14 protein-coding genes are annotated in these 19818 nt (G+C 63.6%); 9 read left to right on the top strand and 5 right to left on the bottom strand.

Translation table 11 applies throughout. The features are described from left to right. The gene (locus tag CABTHER_RS01105; RefSeq protein ID WP_014098734.1) at positions 1 to 1416 is read right to left on the bottom strand and encodes an efflux RND transporter periplasmic adaptor subunit; all 1416 of its coding nucleotides are present in this window, start codon (positions 1414 to 1416) and stop codon (positions 1 to 3) included. 87 nt (positions 1417 to 1503) lie between these two features. Further along, positions 1504 to 1929 carry a hypothetical protein gene (locus CABTHER_RS01100; protein ID WP_014098733.1) on the bottom strand — a complete coding sequence of 142 codons (426 nt, stop codon included), beginning with the start codon at positions 1927 to 1929 and terminating at the stop codon, positions 1504 to 1506. 206 nt (positions 1930 to 2135) lie between these two features. Between CABTHER_RS01100 and CABTHER_RS01095 the strand changes: the two genes are divergently transcribed. Further along, on the top strand, positions 2136 to 3998 hold the full coding sequence (locus CABTHER_RS01095) for a bifunctional homocysteine S-methyltransferase/methylenetetrahydrofolate reductase (protein WP_014098732.1): 1863 nt from the start codon (positions 2136 to 2138) through the stop codon (positions 3996 to 3998). A 3-nt stretch (positions 3999 to 4001) separates the two neighbouring features. Beyond that, positions 4002 to 5828 carry a hypothetical protein gene (locus tag CABTHER_RS01090; protein WP_014098731.1) on the top strand — a complete coding sequence of 609 codons (1827 nt, stop codon included), beginning with the start codon at positions 4002 to 4004 and terminating at the stop codon, positions 5826 to 5828. Here the strand turns inward: CABTHER_RS01090 and CABTHER_RS01085 are convergent. Together CABTHER_RS01085 and glmU are read right to left on the bottom strand one after the other, a co-directional pair. Further along, positions 5825 to 7225, bottom strand: a complete 1401-nt coding sequence (locus tag CABTHER_RS01085) for an inorganic phosphate transporter (protein WP_014098730.1) — start codon at positions 7223 to 7225, stop codon at positions 5825 to 5827. The two genes, CABTHER_RS01090 and CABTHER_RS01085, sit on opposite strands and share 4 nt — an antisense overlap. 98 nt (positions 7226 to 7323) lie before the next feature. Next, positions 7324 to 8706, bottom strand: a complete 1383-nt coding sequence (glmU, locus tag CABTHER_RS01080; RefSeq protein WP_148263878.1) for a bifunctional UDP-N-acetylglucosamine diphosphorylase/glucosamine-1-phosphate N-acetyltransferase GlmU — start codon at positions 8704 to 8706, stop codon at positions 7324 to 7326. 132 nt (positions 8707 to 8838) lie between these two features. Here glmU and glmM point away from each other — a divergent pair, with 132 nt between their 5' ends. The 6 genes from glmM (at position 8839) to CABTHER_RS01050 (ending at position 14997) form a co-directional block, all read left to right on the top strand. Next, complete coding sequence (glmM, locus tag CABTHER_RS01075; protein WP_014098728.1) at positions 8839 to 10212, top strand: phosphoglucosamine mutase; 1374 nt, start codon at positions 8839 to 8841, stop codon at positions 10210 to 10212. Between the two features lie 84 nt (positions 10213 to 10296). After that, positions 10297 to 11085 carry a DUF362 domain-containing protein gene (locus CABTHER_RS01070; protein ID WP_014098727.1) on the top strand — a complete coding sequence of 263 codons (789 nt, stop codon included), beginning with the start codon at positions 10297 to 10299 and terminating at the stop codon, positions 11083 to 11085. Positions 11086 to 11116: 31 nt separating this feature from the next. After that, positions 11117 to 11662, top strand: coding sequence for a DNA-3-methyladenine glycosylase (locus CABTHER_RS01065; protein ID WP_014098726.1), 546 nt, complete (start codon positions 11117 to 11119; stop codon positions 11660 to 11662). Next, positions 11659 to 12285, top strand: a complete 627-nt coding sequence (locus CABTHER_RS01060; RefSeq protein WP_014098725.1) for a PNPOx family protein — start codon at positions 11659 to 11661, stop codon at positions 12283 to 12285. Before CABTHER_RS01065 ends, CABTHER_RS01060 begins: the two co-directional genes overlap by 4 nt. Before the next feature lie 42 nt (positions 12286 to 12327). After that, complete coding sequence (locus tag CABTHER_RS01055; protein WP_014098724.1) at positions 12328 to 12633, top strand: SemiSWEET family sugar transporter; 306 nt, start codon at positions 12328 to 12330, stop codon at positions 12631 to 12633. Positions 12634 to 12810: 177 nt separating this feature from the next. Further along, a complete protein-coding gene (locus CABTHER_RS01050; RefSeq protein WP_014098723.1) occupies positions 12811 to 14997 on the top strand; it encodes a serine/threonine-protein kinase in 2187 nt (728 codons plus the stop codon). Positions 14998 to 15007: 10 nt separating this feature from the next. On the opposite strand, the gene CABTHER_RS15225 is transcribed toward CABTHER_RS01050, so the two are convergent. Further along, positions 15008 to 17980, bottom strand: coding sequence for a sigma 54-interacting transcriptional regulator (locus tag CABTHER_RS15225; RefSeq protein WP_014098722.1), 2973 nt, complete (start codon positions 17978 to 17980; stop codon positions 15008 to 15010). A gap of 368 nt (positions 17981 to 18348) precedes the next feature. On the opposite strand from CABTHER_RS15225, the gene CABTHER_RS01040 reads away from it, so the two are divergent. Further along, positions 18349 to 19815 (top strand): S8 family peptidase, encoded by a 1467-nt coding sequence (locus CABTHER_RS01040; protein WP_041569282.1) that lies wholly within the window; start codon positions 18349 to 18351, stop codon positions 19813 to 19815. Positions 19816 to 19818: the final 3 nt, after the last annotated feature.

Raw genomic sequence — 19818 nt, 5'->3', positions numbered from 1 at the left:
TTATTCCTCCGCTTCGAGGCCGACAAGCTGGGTTTTGAGCGCCAACGCCCCCTCGACCACGACACGCTCACCGACTTCCAGACCGCGCAGCACCACAACGCTGTCGCCCTGGATTGCTCCAACCTCGATGTCCCGTGGGTGAAACTCGTGGGGGTCGGCTCCCGCGACAAACACCACCGTTCGGGCGCCAATGCGCTGGACGGCCGCTGCCGGAATGACAAGCTGCGCTACCGGTGACGGTGACAGCAGGGCGACTTCGACAAACATCCCCGCCCGCAGACGCTCGCCGGGATTGGGCACCTCGATGCGGACGCGCGCCGTACGGGTGTCGGCATTGATCTGCGCTTCGATAAAGGCCACCCGCCCCCGCACAGGCGTTGCCCCAAGCACTGGCGCGTGAACCGTCACCGGCTGCCCCAGGCGTACCTGCCCCAACTGGGCTTCGGGAACGGCCGCCATGACCCACACCGTCCGCAGGTCAGCGACCGTCAGCAGCGGCGTGCCAACCGGGACAAACGCCCCGACATTTGCCGTTCGTTCCGTCACCAGACCGGAGAGCGGCGCAACGAGTGTGATTTCTGCCGTCGGATGGGCCGTGTCATCGGAAGCACCGGCCGGCGCGCCAAGCGCGGCAAGCTGATCCTGGATGTGCCTGACCTCCACCGTGGCGACTTCAAGTGCGGCCCGCGCCTCCCGTAAATCACGCTCCAGACCGACCACTTTCTGAAAGTCATACTCGGCTTTGGCCGTGGCATAGGCGGTTTCGGCGTCCTGCAACTCCTGCCGCGACAGCACGCCAGCCTCGAAGAGCTGTTTCATGCGCTCAAAGGTGGCTTCCGCCTGCTTCAGACGCGCCTGCGCCTGCACAAGCGCCACCCGGCTTTCGTCGCGCTCGACCCGCTGCACGTTGCGCGCGGCAATGTCGCGGCGGGTTTCGGCGTCGTGCAACCGTACGTGCAGGTCGGCAATTTCAGGGCTGTCGAGAATCACCAGTGGCTGTCCGGCCCGCACCCGCGTCCCCTGCGTGACCAGCACCCGCTTGACCTGCCCGGACACCAGCGGCGCAATCACAACATTCGCCTGGGGATTGAGTTCGACTGTGCCGGTGACATGCCATTCCGCAGACACAGCGGCGGTCTCTGCCGGCTCAAGGCGTACGCCGTCCAGAGACTCAAGCCGCAGCGCCGGCGTGCCCGCTTTCGGCTGCGGCGTTGCCGGCGGTGTGGCCACGACGGCCGAACGGCGCGCACCCACAAGCCACCAGCCGCCCAGCGCCAGAATTCCCAAAAGCCCCAAGGCAACCGCCCAGGATGACCACCCGCGTCCCCACCGGGGCGGCGCGACCGGGGCCATTCCGCCGCCGGACACTTCTGTACCAACAGCCGGAGAAACCTCCGGCATGATTTCCGTCGTCATGACACAACTCCTGACCTCATCTGTTTGTGGAAAGCCAGACTGCCGGGCCCGGCTTCGGGCGCCAGCCGCCGTCAAACAGGCATTGGGTCAGGAATGTCGTGGTGGGTGGAAAATCGCGCCGGGAAACAGGCGGGCGTAGAACACCGGGAGGTCGTCGCCATGGGCGCCTGCCGCCAGCGGGATACCGTGCAGCGGCGGGACGACGAAGGGGGGAGATTCAACCACCGACTGGGTGTTCCACAGGCAGGAATGTGCCACAGCGCCTTTTTCGGTCACGCTGCCGCCGAGGGCAACCGCCGTCAATTGCGGCACACCACCGTCTTCCGGCGCCAGGTCTCCCGAAGTGGGCACAGCGACAACCGCCGGCACAGCGCACCCGAAAAGTTCACCGGCCGCGTACTGCGGGCAAAGCAGGTGCACCACACACAGGTCAAACAGCAGCCAGAGCAGGAAAAAACTCCCGAAGCCCTGCTGCCAACCTGTTTTGTGCTGACCGGAATGCTGCACACACATGGGGTTGTCTCTCCGCCGCCACTGTAGTATGCGCCCAAAGGCAGAAGCAATAGGGGCGGAAGCAAGCCGGCACCCATCAGCGGACAGCCCCGGTGGTCGCCGGAACCGGCGGGCGTTCGCCGGCAGGTTGCATGGAAAGCCATCTTCCCTGACAATCGGGACTTCCAGCCCGAACCAACCCCCACATCCCTGTCGGTCTGCTGCCCATGAAAGTCCTCAAACCGTTCCGTGAACTCCTTGCCGCCGACGGTATCCACGTTTTCGACGGCGCGATGGGAACCCTGCTGTACGCCAAAGGTGTCTATGTCAACCGATGCTACGACGAGATTTCGCTTTCCAATCCGGCGCTCGTCCAGGAAGTGCACCGTGAATACGTCAAGGCCGGCGCTGAAATTGTCCAGACCAATACCTTTGGTGCGAATCGTCCGAAGCTCGAAATGCACGGGTTTCAGGATCGCGTCCAGGAGATCAACTACAAGGCGGCCAAACTGGCCCGCGAGGCCGTTGGCCCGCAGGTGTATGTGGCCGGTTCCATCGGGCCGCTGGGCATCCGCATCGAGCCGTGGGGGCCGACCTCGTTTGACGAAGCCAAAGCCTTTTTCCGCGAGCAGGCCGAAGCCCTGCTCGATGGCGGCGTGGACCTCATCGTGCTCGAAACCTTCACTGACCTGACAGAGATTCGGCAGGCGCTGGCCGCCGTCCGGGAACTGTCCGCGGACATGGTGGTTGTCGCCCAGATGACCGTGGGGGAAGACGGTGCCACCGGCTACGGGACAGCCCCGGAAATCTTCACCAAACGGCTCGACGAGTGGGGTGCGGATGTCATTGGTCTCAACTGTAGCGTAGGGCCCAAGCCCATGCTGGAAGCCATTGAGCGGATGGCGGCCGTTACGGAAAAACCTCTGTCCGCGCAGCCCAACGCCGGCCTGCCGCAAGACCTGCAGGGACGCAAAATCTATCTCTGCTCGCCGGAATACATGGCGAAATACGCCCGCCGACTTATTCAATCCGGCGTACGGTTCATCGGCGGCTGCTGTGGCACAACCCCGGAGCACATCAAGACCCTCAAGGCGGCCGTGCGGGCGCTGTCGCCGGCCAAGCGCATCGAGCCGGTGATACAGGTTCTGGAGACAAAGTGCCCGGATGTGCGCATCACGCCGCCGGAGGAAAAGTCCCGGTTTGCGCGCAAGATCGTGCAGGGCGAGTTCGTCACCAGCGTGGAGATTGTCCCCCCACGTGGTTGCGACCCGACCAAAATGCTGGAAGGCGTGCGTCTGCTCAAAGCGGCTGGCGTGGATGCCGTCAACGTTCCCGACGGCCCACGGGCGCAGTCGCGGATGGGTGCCATTGCAACCTCGCTCATCATCGAGCAGCAGGTCGGCATCGAGACGGTCACGCACTACTGCTGCCGGGACCGGAATCTGCTGGGGATGACCTCCGACCTGCTGGGGGCAGCAGCCCTCGGCTTGCGGAACATCCTCCTCATCACGGGCGATCCGCCGAAGATGGGGCCGTACCCGGACGCCACAGCCGTCTTCGACATTGACTCCATCGGTCTGACCAACATGGTCAAGCGGCTCAACCTGGGTCTCGATCTGGGCGGCAATGCCATCGGTCAGCCGACCTCGTATTTCATCGGCGTCGGTGTCAATCCCTGCGCCGTTGACCTGGACTACGAAATCCGGCGGTTTGAGTACAAGGTCGAGGCCGGCGCGGAGTTCGCCATCACCCAGCCCATCTTTGACATCGGCATGTTCCGCGCCTTTCTCAAGCGCATCGAACACTGCCGCATTCCCATCATAGCCGGGATTTGGCCCCTGACGAGCTACCGCAATGCGGAATTTCTGAGCAACGAAGTCCCCGGCGTCGTCGTGGCGCCGGAGATTCTTGAACGCATGCGCCGGGCCAATACCTCGCCGGAAGCCGGACAGCAGGAAGGGCTGGCCATTGCCCGTGAAATGTTGTCTGAAGTGCGCGATCTCGTACAGGGCGTACAGGTGAGCGCACCGTTCGGGCGCGTCGCCTACGCACTGGAAGTCTTTGAAGTGCTTCGGGAAACCGTTGGATAAACCATGCCGAAACCTCTGTTCCTGCTTCAGTCAGCCCGGATGTCGCCGGCACATCGGGTCAGATGGCTGCTGGTTGCCGGTGTTCTGTTACTGTGGGGCGGTCTGGGCGCTTTCGGCCCGGCCCGACAGGCGGCGGCCAACGCCTCGCTGAACATCCGGGTGCTGTTTCCCAAGACGCGCTTCAGCGCCCCAAGCGACGGGCGGCTGCTGTTGCTCATCTCGAAAGACCCCAGCGCCGAACCCCGCTTTCAAATCAGCGAAGACCTCGACACGCAGCAGGTTTTCGGCATGGATGTCAACGGCGTCCAGCCCGGACAGGTGGTGACCTTCGACCCCCAGGCTGACGGTTATCCGGTGCTCCGCCTGGCCGACCTCCCGCCCGGCGACTACTTCGTGCAGGTGCTGTTCCACCGCTACGAGACGTTCCGACGCAGCGATGGGCACGTCGTCAAACTGCCGATGGACCGGGGCGAAGGGCAGCAGTGGAACCGCGCGCCGGGCAACACCTACAGCACGCCACGGCAAATCACGCTCAACCCGCAGCGCGGCGGCACGGTGGAACTGTCCCTCGATCAGGAAATCCCGCCCATTCCGCCCCCGCCGGACACGAAGTACATCAAACACTTCAAAATCCGCAGTGAGTTGCTGTCGAAGTTCTGGGGACGCCCCATGGAACTCGGCGCATGTGTCCTTCTGCCCGAAGGCTTTGATGAACATCCCGACCTGCGTTATCCGCTCTGCGTGTTCCACGGGCATTTTCCCTACACCTTCGATGGCTTTCGGGAAACACCGCCCGACCCCGACCTCAAGCCGGATTACAGCAAGCGTTTCAAACTGACGGGCTACAACCGGATTCAGCAGCAGGCGGCCTACGACTTTTACAAAACCTGGACGAGTCCCGACTTCCCACGGCTGGTCATTGTCGAAATCCAGCACGCCAACCCGTATTACGACGACTCCTACGCGGTCAACTCGGCCAACGTCGGCCCCTACGGCGACGCCATCATGCGCGAGCTGATTCCCGAAATCGAACGCCGCTTCCGCTGCATCGGGCAGGGATGGGCGCGCTTCACCTATGGTGGCTCAACCGGCGGCTGGGAAGCGCTGGCCGCGCAAATCTTTTACCCGGACGATTTCAACGGCTGTTTTGCCGCCTGTCCCGACCCGATTGATTTTCGCGCCTACACCACGGTCAACATCTATGCGGACGACAACGCCTACGTTTTCGGTGGGCCGTGGAAGACCGTCCCGCGTCCGGGCAAGCGCGATTACCTCGGCCACCTTCAGGCGACCGTCCAGCAGATGAACCAACTGGAGCTGGCGCTCGGCTCCAACGGCCGCTCCGGCGGGCAGTGGGACATCTGGCAGGCGGTGTACTCACCTGTCGGGCCCGACGGCTATCCCAAGCCCATCTGGGACAAACGCACGGGCGTCATTGACAAGTCCGTAGCGGCGTACTGGCGGGAACACTACGACCTGGGCGACATCCTGCGGCGCAACTGGAAGACGCTGGGGCCCAAGCTCCAGGGGAAAATCCACATCTACTGCGGGGACATGGATAACTACTACCTCAACAATGCCGTCTATCTCGTCGAGGAGTTCCTGGCCGCCACGACCGACCCGCCTTACGGGGGCGAAATACGCTACGGCGACCGCGCCGAGCACTGCTGGAACGGCGACCCCACGCGCCCGAATGCCCTGTCGCGGCTGCGCTACAACGAGATGTACGTCCCCAAGATTATGGAGCGCCTCAAGGCTACGGCACCGCCCGGCTGGACGATGCAGCAGGGCGGCTGGGTGTTCAGGCCCAAAGCCGCCCAAAAGCCCTAGACGAACAGCCAGTGGAACAACAGAAACAGTCCGCCGGCCAGCCCGATGGCGGCCGGAAGGGTCAGCACCCAGGCCGAGGCAATCTTGATGACGGTGGCCGCCTGAAGGCCCGACCCCTTGGCCACCATCGTGCCGGCGACACCTGACGACAACACGTGCGTTGTACTCACCGGCAACCCCAGGTAGGACGCCATCCCGATGCTGGACATCGCCACCAGCTCAGCCGAGGCTCCCTGTGCGTACGTCAGATGCTCTTTGCCGATTTTTTCGCCAATGGTGATGACGATGCGCTTCCAGCCGACCATCGTCCCAATGCCCAGCGAAAGGGCAATGGCGATTTTGACCCACAGGGGAGCATAGTCGGTGAGTGACTTGAGCAGGGCGGCATCCTGCTTGAGGGTGCCGGCTTCAGCCGCAGAAAGGGCGGCTGGCTCCGCCTTGAGGACTTTCTTCACTGTGGCATCGAGCTTGATGATGTCCGAGCGCAGGTCTTTGCGTTGCTCACGCGGAATCTCCCCCAGCGTGGTGTGACCATCAAGCGCCCCCCGCACCCGCGCGACAGCCGACTGAAGTGCCTCAGCCTCGGACGGGGCCAGCCGGGATGCAACGCCATCCATGCGCACGAGCGCCTGCCGGGCGCTTTCCATCTGCTGGGCGTTGAAGGACATATCCAGCGCAAACGAAGCCGGGACAATCCCCGTGAGAATGAGCATCACCAGCCCGATGCCCTTCTGGCCGTCGTTGGAGCCGTGGGCGAAACTCACGCCGGTGCAGGTCAGGATGAGAATGGCGCGAATCCACAGCGGCGGCGGATTGTGCTCATCCGGCTTTTCGTACAACCGCTTGTCGGGAATCAGCCACCTTGACAGCAGGACGAGCAGGGCCGCCAGCGAAAAACCGATGAGCGGTGAGATCAGCAACGACAGCCCGGTTTCCGAGACCTTGCCCCAGTTGACCCCATCACCAAAGCGATGACCGGGCAGAAGCGAATTGGCAAGACCGACGCCGACAATCGCACCAATCAGCGTGTGCGAACTGGAAGCCGGCAGCCCGAAGTACCACGTGCCCAGATTCCAGATAATGGCTCCCAGCAGCAGGGCGAGCGCCATGGCCAGCCCGGCGCTGGTGCTCTTTGAAATGAGCAGCTCGACGGGCAGCAGATAGACGATGCCCATGGCCACGGCAATCCCGCCGAAAAACACGCCGCAGAAGTTGCAAATCCCGGACCAGACCACAGCCGTCCAGGGACGCAGCGACTTCGTGTAGATCACGGTGGCTACGGCATTGGCTGTGTCGTGAAAACCGTTAACGAACTCGAAACCAAAAGCGACGGCAAGCGACACGAGGAGCAGCACGAGGGTCGTCGGCGGAAGCGCCTCGCCAAATAATGCATCCATACGAACCGGATTCCCTCAAAACAAAGCCTGAAAATAGCAATGTCAAACGTAAGGGAAGCTTGGAGCAGGCGCGTTAACGCCGTGTTTCGGACAGGCGCTCAGGACAAAACTTTTTTGACCTTGGCCGGCACGCCGACCACGAGCGTGGCAGGCGGCACATCCTCGGTCACGACGGCCCCGGCCCCCGTCACGGCTCCCGCGCCCACCCGCACTGGCGCGACCAGCATGGTGTCGCTGCCGATTTTGACGCCGTCCTCGACAATGGTGCGGTGCTTCTGTCTGCCATCGTAGTTGCAGGTGATCGTGCCGGCGCCCACATTGACCCCAGCCCCAAGCGTGGCGTCACCGAGATAGCTCAGGTGCATGGCTTTTGTTCCGGGACCCAGCGACGACTGCTTGACCTCCACGAAGTTCCCCACCACAGCGCCTTCCTGCACGTGGGCGTTCAGGCGCAGGTGGGCAAAGGGCCCGACCGTCGTCCGGTCATCGAGGCGGCTGTCAAAGACCAGCGAGTAGTCGCGTACGGTCACACTGTTCCCCAAGCAGGCATTGACGAGCCGTGCGCCCGTGTGAATCCGGCAATCTTCGCCAATGACGGTCTGACCTTCGAGGTGCACGTTGGGATACACCACGGTGTCCATCCCAATCTCGACCTCCACTTCGACGTACGCTGTTGCCGGGTCGAGAAACGTCACCCCGGCGGCCATCAGTTCGGCCACCTTGCGACGGCGCAGGATCGCTCCTGCCGCCGCCAGTTCGGCGCGGGTGTTGACGCCGCAGACCTCCTCGGCTTCGGGGTGCAGCAGCACCTCGACGCGCCGCCCATCCTGGCGCAGCAGCCGCAGGGCATCGGGCAGGTAGTATTCCCCCTGGGCGTTGTCGTTGGAGATGCAGGCCAGCACGTCAAACAGGCCGTCGAGCTGGAAGGTATAGACCCCGGTGTTGATTTCGGTGATGGCTTTTTCGGCCGGTGTGGCGTCGCGTTCCTCGATGATCCGGTCAAAGCCTCCGTCGGATGTGCGCTGGATGCGGCCGTAGCCGGTCGGTGTCGTCAGGTTGGTGGAAAGGACGGTTGCCGCCGCCCCGGTTGCGGCATGGACGGCCAGCAGATGGCGGAGTGTTGCCGGCCGCAGCAGCGGCACATCACCGGAAAGCACCAGCAGCGTGCCCGTGACGGCCGACAGAGCTTCCTCCGTCACCCGCAGGGCATGGGCTGTGCCACGCCGCTCGGCCTGGACGACGACTGAAAACGGGATATGCGGGGCCAACGCCTTCCAACGGGCGGCAAAAGCCTCGTGTACGGCTTCTGCCCCGTGGCCGACCACGACCACGACCTGCTTCGGATCCAGTGCCGCCGCGCTCCGGGCAACATGCCCCAGCAGCGTATCGCCGGCGACAGGGTGCAGCACTTTCGGCAGGCGTGACTTCATGCGCGTCCCTTCGCCAGCCGCCAATATGACAACGGTAACTGGAATAGACAAACGGATAGCTCCTCAACACAATCTTGGCTGGTGCGGATGCCGCCGCCAGACTATAAATTCCAGAAAGAGTCCGGCGCTATGGTGGTCTGGCGTCCGGCGGCTCGAAATTCAGCCACAGCGAAGTTCACTGTCATGGGACGCTTTTTTGGTACCGATGGGATACGCGGCCGCGCCGGCGAGTTCCCACTTCAACCAGAAGCTCTGACCATCATCGGGGCGACGCTCAGCCAGGTGCTGGCGGCGCGTACCGGACGGACGCCCCGGTTGGTCATCGGCGGTGACACCCGTGAATCCAGTCCGTGGATAGCTGCCGCCGTTGCCCAGGGGATTGCACAGGCCGGGGGCACAGTAAGCTGCGCCGGTATCATCCCCACGCCCGGCATTGCCTACCTGACCCGCGCCGAAGGCTTTGACGCTGGGATTGTCATTTCGGCCTCGCACAATCCATTTCACGACAACGGCATCAAGTTCTTTCTGGCTTCGGGAGAAAAAACCGACGACACGCTGGAAACCGCCATTGAAGCCGCCCTTGAAAACCTGTCCCCGGCTCCGGTGCAGCCTGAAGCGCCCGGTTCAGCCCCGGCTTCGTTGTGGGAAGACCCAACCCATGCGTTGAGTTATCTGGAGTTCCTCACGCAGCACATTGGCGCGGACCTCGATCTTTCCGGCTGGTCCATTGCCGTTGACTGCGCCAATGGCGCGGCCGCGCCTTACGCCAACATCATGCTCCAGGCGCTCGGCGCCAAAACCTTTGTGACCGGCGCTGCCGCCAACGGACGCAACATCAACGACGGATGTGGAACGATTCACATCCAGCACGTGGCTGAAGTGACCCGTGCAGCCGGCGCGCAGCTTGGCATTGCCTTTGACGGGGACGCCGACCGCTGCCTGTTTGTGGATGAGCAGGGCGAAGTGGTGGACGGCGATGCCATCCTCTATGCCATGGCTACCGATGCCGATGCCCGTGGCGAGCTGACGCCGCGCTGTGTCGTGGCGACCGTCATGAGCAACATGGGGCTGGAACTGGCCCTGCGGGAACGGGGCATTGACCTCATCCGCACGCCGGTTGGCGACCGGGCCGTGCTGGCGGCAATGCTCGAACATGGCGCGCTGCTGGGCGGTGAACAATCGGGCCATATCATTTTTGCCCGCCAGAGCCTGGCCGGCGATGGACTGCTGACCGCTCTCAACGTCCTGCGCCTGCTCGTGGAGCGGCAGTGCTCGCTGCGCGAAGCCGTGCGCGGACTGACCCGCTTCCCACAGACGCTCGTCAACGTTCCCGTACGTGAAAAACGCCCCTTCGAGACCCTGCCACGGGTGGCGGCAACGGTGCGGGAAGTCGAGGCCCAGCTTGCCGGACGGGGACGCCTGCTCCTGCGGTACTCCGGCACGGAAAATCTGGCCCGGGTGATGCTGGAAGCAGCCAACGGCATAGACATCGGCACACTTGCCGCCCAGGTTGCTGCCGCCATCGAGCGTGACCTGGGCAATGGGCATCCCGGATAGCCCTCCATTGTTCTGCACGCTCCCCCGACTAGTCCCCCGACTAGCCTGTAGTCGGCCTGCCTTCGCCGTGGCCCACGTCATTTCGTGACCGACATCACCGTAGCCGATAGTCCGAGCTTTCACTACGTACCGCCGCCGGCTGCACATGGGGCGCAGCGGGTCATCGTCAAGCCGAACCTGGGCTATCCCGTACCGGCTCCGGTCACGGTAGGGCTGCCGGTGCTGCGGGAAGTGTTGCTTGGTATCCGGCGCGTTGCGCCACGGGCGGAGATCGTCATCCTGGAAGGGGTCTGCACCAGGGTCACGTTTGCGGAAGTCATGGCCCGGCTGGGCGTCAACCGGCTGCTGGCTGAACTGGACGATCCGGGACTGCGGCTGCTGGATGCGGATACGCTGCCGCACAAGACCTATTCCAACACATTCCGGCAACCGCAGCGGTTTGACCGGATGCAGGCTCCGGCGCTTCTGGAGGAAGCTGACTGCCGGGTATCTGTGGCCGGCTTCAAGCGCACGACGCTCAAGGGACGCCCGCTCATCAGCGCCGCCATCAAAAATCTCTACGGTCTCTTTCCACGCGCCGTCTATCGCGCCCGCAGCCCCCATGCCCGTGGGCAACTCCACGTGCCGGACGTGCAGCGCATCCTGGTGGATGTCTATTTCACCCTTGGCGTACGGTTTGAGGGGGCCGTCGTGGACCTGACCCACAAGTTCATCAGCCGGGACTGGCAACCGGATGAAGGAACGGCCGTCCCGGTGGGCAGGGTTGTCACCGGGACTGACCTGCTGGACGTGGACCTGCGCGCCGTGGAGCTTGCCGGTGAGCCGTGTTCGGATTATTTCCAGACCATTGCCCGGCAGCGGCGGGCCGGTTGACCGACGCGCTGTGCCGACTGGTATGAACCCAATGCTGACGGCTGATTTTTTCGCCCGTGACGCCGTGACCGTCGCACAGGAACTTCTGGGATGTACGCTCTGGCACGGTGACGCCGGCGGCATCATCGTTGAAACCGAAGCCTACACCGACGACCCGGCCTCGCATGCCGTTTTGCGTGGGCCGCGCGGCCAGTTGATGCGTGAGACCTACGGGCGGCTCTATGTGTATCTGATCTACGGGATGTATTACTGCCTCAACTTCACGACCGATACGCGCGGCCCCGGCGCAGTGCTCATTCGCGCCATTGCGCCGACGCATGGCATCGAGAGCATGCAGGCCCGGACGCCGCGCCCGATGCCGGTTCACGAGTTGGCGCGCGGCCCGGGCCGCCTCTGCCGCGCCTTGGGGATTGGACGCGAACACAACGGCGAGCAGATCGGGCGCCGGGTCTGCCTCCAACCACGCGCAACCGTGCCGCCCATCGCCAGTTCGCCCCGCATTGGCATTACTCAGGGACGCGATTTACTCTGGCGGTTCTTCATTCCGAACGAACCGAGTGTCAGCCGTTTCCGATGAAGAACCACCGCCTGCCAACCGACCTGCCAACCGATCTCGACGCTATCCTCACAAGCATCTGGAAGGCTTTTGAAGTCGGCGTCCGGGAAGCCGGACATCCCTTTCACACGCCCGTCGTGGCCACGGCCGGCCTGGCGGACTGTGATGCCCGGGTTGTCGTCCTGCGGCGCGCCTCCCCTGACCGCCGCGAACTGGCGTTCCACACCGACGCCCGCGCTCCCAAGGTGCGTCTGTTACAGGCCTGTCACACAACGGCATGGGTGTTTTATGACCCGGCCGGCAGAATACAAGTACGGGCTAAAGGGAACACCGTGGTTCACCAGGGCGATGCTGTGGCCGAAGCCGCCTGGGCGCGCACCAGGCTGATGTCACGGCGCTGTTACCTGGCCGAACTCGCCCCCAGCACTCCATCCGATACCCCCTCCAGCGGACTGCCGCCGGCTCTGGTGGAGCGGTCGCCGACGGCGGAAGAAAGTGAAGCCGGCTTTGTCAACTTTGCCGTCTGTGTCACGGAGGTTATCCGGCTGGACTGGCTCCAGCTTGCGGCCCGCGGCCACCGGCGGGCCGCCTTCACCTGGGACGATCATGCCGCCGGCTGGCGTGGCCACTGGCTGACACCCTGACCAGGCCGACCGGATGCGCCGTAACCAACCGGTGCCACACCTATGCCTTCCTCTGCCACACTGACAGTTCTGGGCCTTTTGGCCGGCGCCCTCACCAGCTTTTCTTTCGCCCTTCAGGTGTGGCAGAGCTGGCGCACGAAGTCGGTCAAAGACGTTTCGGCCGGCATGTACCTTGTGTTTTCCACCGGTGTCATCCTGTGGCTCATCTATGGGTTGCTCCGCCGGGACATACCGCTGATGGTGTGGAACACCCTCACGCTGGTTCTGGTCGCCACGATTCTGGTGCTGAAGTTTCGCTATGGCCGCCGCCGGCCAACCACCAGCGCGCAGCGCGGAACACCGGACTGAAAACCGACGGAAAAAGAGTCCGCCGGCGCGCCATCTGGCTGCACCATATCTGAATTTTCGCTACAATCGGCTGCCAAAAGGTTGACGAGAAACTTGGTTGTCATACCACAAGGTTTGGCACACAATAGGCTTCTCATCCCGCACAGACCCAGGTTTTCTTCGTGGAGACACCAGCCCTTGACGACCATCCCCGATCCCTTCATTGGTGTCACTCTCGATGGCAAGTATCGCCTTGACGCCAAAATTGGCGTGGGCGGTTTTGGTGCGGTCTATCGGGCCACGCATCTGAACCTCAACCGCCCTGTGGCAGTCAAGGTGCTGCACAACAACATCCACAACACCACGCCGGAAAACCTGGAGCGGTTTCGGCAGGAAGGCGTCTCGGCCTGCTCGGTTTCCCATCCCAACGCCGTGGCCGTTCTGGATTTCAGCATCACCCAGGATGGCCATGCCTACCTGGTGATGGAGCTGCTCGACGGCCGCCCGCTGAGCGACGAACTCCAGGAACGGTTTGTGCTTCCACTCGAACGCTGTGTGGAAATCATCATCCCGGTGTGCGATGTGCTCACCGAAGCCCATGCATCGGGCATCGTCCACCGCGACATCAAGCCGGATAACATTTTTCTCCACCGCACCCGGCGCGGAGAGGTCGTCAAGGTACTCGACTTCGGCATTGCCAAGCTGGCGCGCCCCCCGAAAGAACCCGGCCGGCGCAACCTGACGGCCACCGGCATTCTCATGGGGACGCCGGAATACATGTCGCCGGAACGCATGCGCAACAAGCCCTACGACGGCAAGGCGGACGTGTACAGTCTGGGCATCATGATGTACCAGATGCTGACGGGAAAGTTGCCGTTCGAGTCGCCGGACAATGATTTCGTCGCCGTGATGTGGATGCAGGTCAATGATCCGCCGCCGCCATTGCGTTCATACAACCCGGCCGTTCCAGCGGAAATCGAGCGGGTTGTCCTGCACGCGCTGGAAAAGGACCCGGCCAACCGGCCGACGGCAGAGGAACTGGCCAGCGAGCTGCTGGCAGCCACGGGCGAATCTTCCTTCGGCTACTCTTCCGGGAAGTTCACCCTGGGCAGTCCGGCGTCAACGCCATCGGCGGACCCCGCCTCACCGGCGGTTCCGGCCGGACTCCCGGCGCTGACGGCTGAAGGCCCCAGCGTACCGTTGCTCTTCGACCTGACCTCAACCCTGGAAATCATCACTTCCCCGCTGACGGAAAGCGTCCCGGCGGCCACGGCTCCATCGGCGACAAATGGCCCCGCTCCACACCTGCCGAATCTGGCAGGGCTGGTGTTGCCAGCGCCCGAACCGGTAAAACCGGCCGAAAAGCTCGGCGAGATTGCCGTCTTCACCGGCCACACCTACCCAAACAGCATTGCTTTTTCGCGGGATGGCAGGTTTTTCCATTCAGCGCGCCGTGACCAGACCATCGGCATGTTTTCGACTGAAGACGGGCGTGAAATCACCCGTTTTGCCGCCGGGCGCATGTTTCCGGTACGCTGTGCGGCGCTAAGTCCCGACAACCGCCTGGCCGTGTTCAGCGGCGCGGATGACAGCCTCCGCCTGCGCGACGCCCAGAGCGGCAGCGAACTGCGGCGGCTCTTCGGGCACACGATGGTGACGACGGTGGCGTTCTCGCCAGACGGGCAATGGATTGTGACCGGCGGGCAGGACAAAACCGTACGCCTGTGGGAAACTTCCACCGGACGCGAAATCCGCCGGTTCACCAAGCATGCCGATGAAATTGCCTGCGCCACCTTTGCGCCGGACGGGCAATCGGTCATCGTCATGACCGTCAGCGGTGACATCCACCTGTGGGCCACGCACACTGGACGGGAGTTGCTCTATCTGCCGCCGGACGAAACGACCTACGACTCGCTGAGCGTGTCCATTTCGGATGACCGCCAGCGGCTGGTCGGCAGCGAACTCAAGCAGGTCAAGACGGCCGAAAGTGAAGGGCGGCGGCGCATCAAACGGCTTGATGCCGGGCAAATTCCCTACGGCTCGGCGCAGGTCGTCTTTACGCCCGATGGCCGGCAGGTGGCGTCAGTCAACCTTGATTCGACAATTCGCCTGTGGCAGGTCGCCGACGGAAAACCGGTGCAGGTCTTCATTGGCCACGGCAACTACGTCAACAGTCTGGCCATTTCGGCCGATGGCAAACGGCTTCTGTCGGGCAGCGACGACCGGACCGTGCGGCTGTGGGACATCGAAAGCGGCTGTGAAATTATGTGCCTGACCGGTCACACCGAACGGGTGCACCACGTGGCTCTGCATCCCGATGGCGTCCACGCCTTTTCCTGCGGGCAGGATGGCACGGTTCGCCGGTGGGGCCTGCCTTTGCCATAGTGTACCGGCATCATTCCCGCAGCGGTTCTTTTTCAAGGCCATAGCGGCGGCGCTTGAGAATCAGCCCCTGCCGGGTCAGGCCCAGTTCACGTGCAGCATGGGTGACGTTGCCGTGGTGACGCTCCAGCGCCTCGGCAATCATCTGGCGCTCCAGCGCCTCCACGGCCGCTGACAACGTGGGTCGGGAAGGCAGAACCAGCTCCCCCGTTCCACGGCGACCGCCCGGCGGCAACGGCGGAATGCGGTGCGCGCCACTCGGCATCGGCGGTGTGGCGAGCCACAACTCCGGTGAAAAGTGATCGGGCGTCAGGATGTCGTTGGGTTCGGCAAGTGCAACCGCCCGCTCAACTTCATTTTTGAGCTGCCGCACATTGCCCGGCCAGGGAAGCTGGCACAGACGTTCCAGAGCGGCTTCGGAAAGGGCAACATTTTTCCCTTCCCGCTTGGCGCACTCGCGCAACAGATGCCGTACCAACGGCGCAATGTCTTCGCGGCGCGCCCGCAGCGGTGGGACGTGCAGACGTACCACGTTGAGGCGGTGAAACAGGTCTTCCCGAAACCGGCCCTGGGCCACCTCCGCTTCCAGGTCGCGGTTGGTCGCCGCAATGACCCGGACATCCACCTTGATGGGCTTTTCCTCGCCTACCGGGTGAATTTCGCGCTCCTGCAGGAAGCGCAGCAGCTTGGGCTGGACGTGCAGGGCCAGCTCTCCGATTTCGTCCAGAAACAGCGTTCCGCCAGCAGCCGACCGGATGATGCCCAGGGCGTCTTTGTTGGCCCCGGTAAAAGCTCCCTGGCGGTGCCCGAACAGCCGGCTTTCGACCAACTCGGCCGGAATCGCGGCACAGTTGAAGGGCAAAAACACCCGGTCCCGGCGGCGGCTGGTGGCGTGGAGCGCCCGGGCCACGAGTTCCTTGCCGACCCCGGACTCACCCGTGATGAGCACCGTCACATCGGAGGAGCGGATTTTTTCAATCCGCTCCACAACCGACAGCATGGCCGGCGACTCGCACACCAGACCCAGGTGGGCAAAGCGGTTGGCCGCCGGCTCACTGCTTGCAATGGCCCGGGAAGCCCGGACGGTGTTGCGCAGACGGTGATTTTCGAGAATGAACTCCACGACGTGGACGAGCGCCTCGATGGTTGTGGCGATGTTGGGCGCGATGACGCCGCTCAGGCACAGGAAAAACCGCCGCATGGGAGCGAGATCGGCTCCGGGCCGCACGTCATTGAACGTGCGCACCGTCAGATCGTCCGGCAGGGAACGCTCATCATGCAGGCTGCTTTCCAGAGCACGGCGCATCCGCTCGGCTGGACCGGCGCTGCCCGCGTGGAGCCGCAGTCCATCGGGCATCTGTTCAAAAATAGCAGCGTTCACCCGCAGTTCATCACGGAGCAGGATGACCAGTTCGCGCAGCAGCAAATCCGGTGTTGTCGAAGCCGCCACAAGACTTTCGACGAGCAGGGCATCGAGGCTGGGCGCGGGAGCCAGTGGACGGTCCCGCTCATCGGCGCGTTGGGCGTCAGCCAGCAACTGCATCGCCTGTGCCAGGCCACGTTGGGCGCCCAGTTCCATAAAGAGCCGCTGGGCGGCTTCGAGGTGAAGGCGCGCCCGGGCCGGATTGCCCAGAGCGAGAAAGGCCCGGCCGGCTCCAAGGTGACTCGTGGCGGCGTCGTAGAGAAAGCCGGCCGCTTCAAACATGGACAGGCTTTGGGTAAAAGCCGTGACGGCCTCACTGGGATTGTTGCGCACGAGGTGCAACTCCCCTTCGAGCCGACAGAGCAGACCCGCAGCATGAAGCTTCGATGTCTCTCCGAACAGCTCACGGGCGCGGCGGATATGGGCTTCCGCCCGGACGGCATCGCCCGTGGCCAGACAGGCTTCGGCCAGACGCAGGTGGCTGATGGGCAGACGGTTGATCCGGTTGATTTTGGCGTTGATGCGCGTGGCCTGCTCAAACAGCGCCAGGGCTTCCTCGTTGCGTCCCTGCGCCAGCAGCACTTCGGCCAGAGCTTCCCAGCCGCCGGCTTCGGCAGCCGCCCGTCCGGCGGCCAGCGCCCGTTCCACGGCCAACCGGGCCTGCCGTTCGGCAGCGTCCAGATCACCCTGCCAGAGCCGCAGGCGGCTTGCCGTCCGGCGTACCAGGCTTTCAGCCGCCTGGTCATCCGCCACCAGCGACATCGCCTGCCCCAAGGCTTCTTCAGCCTCGCGCCACTTGCCGGCGCACATGCGCACATCGGCCACCAGGTCATACGCCCGCCCCAACGCCAACCGGTCATCGGTTTGCGCCCAGTGGGACAGGGCCCTTTCCAGCAGCGCCAGCGCCGTGGCGAGATCGCCTGCCTCAAAAGCCATGAAAGCCTGGTGGTCAAGCAACTGCCCCACCAGCTTGGGGTCCTGGGCCGCCAACCCGCCCGGCAGGGCTTCAAGCAGCGCGAGGGCGCGCGCGGCTTCATCACGCGATTCGGCCGGACGCCCCTCGTGATAGGCAATAACAGCAAGTTGCCAGCGGCATTCGGCAACGCCGCGCATCCTGCGGGCCGCTTCCAGCAAACGCCGCCCCCGCTCCAGATGCTCACGGGCGATGGCGTATTCATCAATGGCCGCGTAGATGCGTCCCAAAAGGGCTTCCGCCTGCCCCACTACAGTTTCCAGGCGCTCAGACTCTCCCACCTTCAGCGCCAGATTGGCTTCGTGAATGGCGCGCGGAATGTGGTGCTGGCGCAGATAGGTGTCCGCCCGCTGGAGGTGAACGCCGGCGATGGTTTCCGCATCAGCCGCCTGTGCGGCGATGCGGTCCAGAACCTGTACGGCCTCGTCAAAGCGGTGCACCTCGGCCAGAAGGCGGGCCAGCTCAAAGCGCCGTTCGACAGCCAGCGGCGACCCCTGTTGCTCAAGTTCTCCGATTTCGAATTGCAGCCGACTGACCAACCACTCATGGCGACTCAGGCGTGGCGCACTGGCAGAAAGCGCATCAGACATCGCGGCGACGAGTCAGTCTCCATAACCATCAAGATGCTTGCCGTCAAGCAGGTTGACAGCAAGTCATTTGACACTTTAGCGGCGATTGACGGTTCAGGTGCAAGGCCGTGAAGGTAATGCCAAGTCGGCCCTTTCTCAAGCCTTTTGCGTCACAAGCCAGTGCCATGGACGAAAAAACCTTGAAAAAGCCGGCATTCCGGCGCGTCACGGGTCACAGTGTGGCGCGCCGCCGGCCCATAGCGGGTGTCATTCCAACGGGAGTCCGTCAGGTTTGGCACGCAAGTTGTCTTGCACAGGATGCGCACAGCGCCAGACGGTTCTGCGCACCACAAATCCTTTCCCGCTTCATCCATGGAGGAATCCTCATCGTGAAAAAGTCACTGGCCCTTGCGTTTGCGCTTTTGCTTGCCGGAGGTATGACGGCAACCACTTTCAGCCAGATCAGCCGCCCGCTGCCGCCGTCGGCAGGTGGTAGTGGACGCGACGAATACCCGGTGGACGTAGCCGGTGAGCCGCGTTACGTGGCCAATCAGGTCATCATCCAGTACTACGAAGACGCTGATGAGCGCAGCCGCGCCGAGGTGCGCGCCATGATTGGCGCCGCCCGTGCGACAACGCTGCTTTCGTCCGACGAACGGCGTATGCTCGAAGCTGGCACGCCCCTGCGCAACGGTATGGAGCGCCCGGCCGGTGAGGTTGAACTCGACACCCTGCCGCCGGGTCTGAGCGTCAAGGAAGCGTGCGAAATTCTCCGCGGCCACCGGGCCGTCAAGTCGGTTGAACCCAACTGGATTTACACCAAGCTTCAGGCAGCGCGTCCCAACGACCCGCTCTTCCTGAACGGCTCGATGTGGGGGATGTATGGCTACCGGACCGGCAGCGGCACGAGCAATCAGTACGGCAGTGAAGCCGCCGCCGTGTGGTCCACCTCGGTGACGAATGGCACCGGTTCACGCAACATCTACGTCGGCGTCATTGACGAAGGCATCCAGGTCAACCATCCCGACCTGCAGGCCAACATCTGGGTCAACCCCTTCGATCCCGTGGATGGACGCGACAACGACGGCAATGGCTATGTGGATGACACGCATGGCTGGGACTTCGCCAACAACGACCGGACGGTGTATGACGGGCCGGCTTCCGGTTCGACCAACATTGACTCCCACGGCACGCACGTGGCCGGCACGATTGGTGCCGTAGGCAACAACGGCATCGGCGTCGTCGGCGTCAACTGGCGCGTGACCATGATTTCGGCCAAGTTCCTGGGTGCGCAGGGCGGCACAACAGCCAACGCCATCCGCGCCATTGACTACTTCACCGACCTCAAGGTGCGGCATGGGCTGGACATCGTTGCCACGAACAACTCGTGGGGCGGCGGCGGTTACTCGCAGGCGCTGTTCGATGCGATTTCCCGCGCCCAAGCGCGCAACATTCTCTTCGTGGCGGCAGCGGGCAACGAGTCCAACGACAACGACCGCCGTCCGTCCTACCCGGCCAGCTACAGCCACAACTGCATCATTGCCGTGGCTTCCATCACGAGCACCGGCGCGCTGTCTTCCTTCTCGAACTACGGCCGCACGAGTGTTGACCTCGGCGCGCCCGGCTCTAACATTCAGTCCACGCTGCCGGCGAGCCGGTATGGCTCTCTGAGCGGCACTTCGATGGCAACCCCGCACGTCACGGGTGTGGTCGCACTGTACGCCGCCCGGCGTTCGGCGCGCGGCCTCACCATCAAGAACAACATCATGAACAGCGTCTATCGGATTTCATCCCTCAACGGCCGGTGCGTCAGCAACGGCACGCTGGATGCCAACGCGCTGTTCCGTAACTACTAAGTC

Origin of the sequence: Chloracidobacterium thermophilum B, assembly GCF_000226295.1 — a bacterium.
In the GTDB taxonomy this organism is placed as follows: Bacteria; Acidobacteriota; Blastocatellia; order Chloracidobacteriales; family Chloracidobacteriaceae; genus Chloracidobacterium; species Chloracidobacterium thermophilum.
This window is presented reverse-complemented; position numbering and strand designations above follow the sequence as displayed.

Excerpts from the sequence above, each read along its gene's own strand:
- CABTHER_RS01105 (WP_014098734.1), bottom strand. The coding sequence starts at position 1,416 with ATGACGACGGAAATCATGCCGGAGGTTTCTCCGGCTGTTGGTACAGAA.
- CABTHER_RS01100 (WP_014098733.1), bottom strand. The coding sequence starts at position 1,929 with ATGTGTGTGCAGCATTCCGGTCAGCACAAAACAGGTTGGCAGCAGGGC.
- CABTHER_RS01095 (WP_014098732.1), top strand. The coding sequence starts at position 2,136 with ATGAAAGTCCTCAAACCGTTCCGTGAACTCCTTGCCGCCGACGGTATC.
- CABTHER_RS01090 (WP_014098731.1), top strand. The coding sequence starts at position 4,002 with ATGCCGAAACCTCTGTTCCTGCTTCAGTCAGCCCGGATGTCGCCGGCA.
- CABTHER_RS01085 (WP_014098730.1), bottom strand. The coding sequence starts at position 7,225 with ATGGATGCATTATTTGGCGAGGCGCTTCCGCCGACGACCCTCGTGCTG.
- glmM (WP_014098728.1), top strand. The coding sequence starts at position 8,839 with ATGGGACGCTTTTTTGGTACCGATGGGATACGCGGCCGCGCCGGCGAG.
- CABTHER_RS01065 (WP_014098726.1), top strand. The coding sequence starts at position 11,117 with ATGCTGACGGCTGATTTTTTCGCCCGTGACGCCGTGACCGTCGCACAG.
- CABTHER_RS01060 (WP_014098725.1), top strand. The coding sequence starts at position 11,659 with ATGAAGAACCACCGCCTGCCAACCGACCTGCCAACCGATCTCGACGCT.
- CABTHER_RS01055 (WP_014098724.1), top strand. The coding sequence starts at position 12,328 with ATGCCTTCCTCTGCCACACTGACAGTTCTGGGCCTTTTGGCCGGCGCC.
- CABTHER_RS15225 (WP_014098722.1), bottom strand. The coding sequence starts at position 17,980 with ATGTCTGATGCGCTTTCTGCCAGTGCGCCACGCCTGAGTCGCCATGAG.